The sequence below is a fragment of the Azospirillum sp. B506 genome (assembly GCF_000333595.1).
Taxonomy (GTDB): Bacteria; Pseudomonadota; Alphaproteobacteria; order Azospirillales; family Azospirillaceae; genus Azospirillum.
In genome coordinates this window covers 1-1,917 of sequence record NZ_BADK01000522.1, presented here as the reverse complement: position 1 = coordinate 1,917, position 1,917 = coordinate 1, and the positions used below count along the sequence as shown (strand labels likewise).

Below are 1,917 nucleotides of genomic sequence, written 5' to 3'. Positions count from 1 at the left end.
TTAGCGCATCACGGGGCCGGCCTGGACGAAGAGCGCCACGCACAGCATCAGAAGCAGCATGACCGGCGCCAGTTCGCCGATGCGCACGCGCGGCACGGTGCCCGCCGGCGACGCCCAGAACACGTCGATGCCGGTGCGGGTCATGGCCACGACCGTCGCCAAACCGGACAGGATGAACGCGGCAAGCAGCGCCCAGGTCGTTGCCGGCACGCCGGTGCCGCCAGGAGCCAGCAGGGGGCTCAGCATGGCGAACTTGGCGAGGAACCCGGACAGCGGCGGCAGCCCCGCCAGCAGAAGGGCGCAGGCGACGAAGCCGGAGCCGAGGATCGCCATGGTCGCCGGTATGGGGACACCGACCTGATCGTCCTCGTCCACCGCCTCGTCCTCGCCGAACGCCTCGCGCGACACGGCGAGCACGTCGGCGCCGAGTTCGCGGCCGCGTTCGACCAGTTCGATCAGAAGGAAGAAGCCGGCGATCGCCAGGACGGAACTGGTCAGGTAGAACAGCGCGCCCGCGGTCACCGCGCCATGCCCTGCCCCCTGCCCCGCCCCCACCGCCGCCAGCAGCGTGCCGGAGGAGACCAGGACGCTCGCACCGGCCAGACGCGCCATGTTCTGCGTTGCCAGCACGGCCACCGATCCGAAGGCGATGGTCAGCAGCCCGCCGGCCAGCAGCCACGGGCCGCCGAAGCCTGCCGATGCCCCGCCACTCTCGCCGAACATCAGCAGCCACAGCCGCAGCACGGCGTAGAAGCCGACCTTGCTGAGGATCGAGATGATGGCCGCCGACGCGGCACCGACCGTGGCATAGGTGTTCGGCAGCCAGAATCCCAACGGCCACATCCCCGCCTTGATCAGGAAGGCGATGCCCAGGATCGCCGCCCCCGCCTCCAGCATCGCCCGGTCCTCGGCGGCGACGGCGGCGATGCGGTTGGCAAGCTCGGCCATGTTGAGCGTGCCGGCCACGCCGTAGATGATGCTCACCCCGATCAGGAAAAGCAGGGAAGCCGCGAGGTTGATCACGAGGTAATGCAGCCCGGCCCGGACACGGGCGAGGCCGGAGCCATGCAGCGCAAGGCCGTAGGACGCGGCCAGCATGATCTCGAAGAAGACGAACAGGTTGAACAGGTCGCCGGTGAGGAACGCGCCGTTCAGCCCCATCAGCTGGAACTGGAACAGCGAATGGAAATGAGCCCCCGCATGCTGCCAGCGCGCCAGCGAGAAGGTCAGCGCGGCGACCCCGAGGATGGCGGTCAGCACCAGCATCAACGCGGCAAGACGGTCCAGCACCAGCACGATGCCGAACAGCGACGGCCAGTCGCCCAGCCGGTATACGTGCACGGCGGCCTCGCCGCCGCCCGGAGGCACGCCATCGGCCAACAGAAGCAGAAGGATCGCCAGGACGAGCAGGGACAGGGCCGACGCCAGGCCGAGGGCGGCCTTCAGCGTCCGCCGCCGTTCGTCGATCAGCATCATCAGCGCCCCGGCCAGAAGCGGGACGATCACCGGGGCAATCGTCAGATGGTCCGTCCAGCCGCTCATCGGTCCTTCTCCCGGCCATCCACATGGTCGGTCCCCGTCAGGCCGCGGGCGGCGAGCAGCAGGACGAGGAACAGCGCCGTGGTGGCGAAGCTGATGACGATGGCGGTGAGCACCAGCGCCTGGGGCACAGGGTCGGCATAGGTGGCGAGGTGGCCCACGGTCCCCCGTTCCAGCACGGGGGCCGCCCCCGTGCGGAGCCCGCCGGTCGAGAAGATGAACAGGTTGACCGCGTAGGAGAGCAGCGAGAGGCCGACGATCACCTGGAAGGTCCGCGGCCGCAGCAGCAGCCACACGCCCGACCCCGTCAGCACGCCGATGCCAAGGGCGAGGATGAGTTCCATCAATCGTCTCCCATCGCTGTCGCGGCAGGCATCA

At 69.4% G+C, this 1,917-nt stretch carries 2 protein-coding genes; both read right to left on the bottom strand.

What is annotated here, in order from left to right; translation table 11 throughout:
• On the bottom strand, positions 1 to 1,542 hold the full coding sequence (locus I71_RS15615; RefSeq protein WP_042695769.1) for a monovalent cation/H+ antiporter subunit D: 1,542 nt from the start codon (positions 1,540 to 1,542) through the stop codon (positions 1 to 3).
• Positions 1,539 to 1,883: a Na+/H+ antiporter subunit C gene (locus I71_RS15610; RefSeq protein ID WP_042695768.1), complete on the bottom strand. Its 345-nt coding sequence runs from the start codon at positions 1,881 to 1,883 to the stop codon at positions 1,539 to 1,541. Before I71_RS15610 ends, I71_RS15615 begins: the two co-directional genes overlap by 4 nt.
• Positions 1,884 to 1,917 lie beyond the last annotated feature (34 nt).

Coding starts and splice junctions, on each gene's coding strand:
- I71_RS15615 (WP_042695769.1), bottom strand. CDS start 1,542: ATGAGCGGCTGGACGGACCATCTGACGATTGCCCCGGTGATCGTCCCG.
- I71_RS15610 (WP_042695768.1), bottom strand. CDS start 1,883: ATGGAACTCATCCTCGCCCTTGGCATCGGCGTGCTGACGGGGTCGGGC.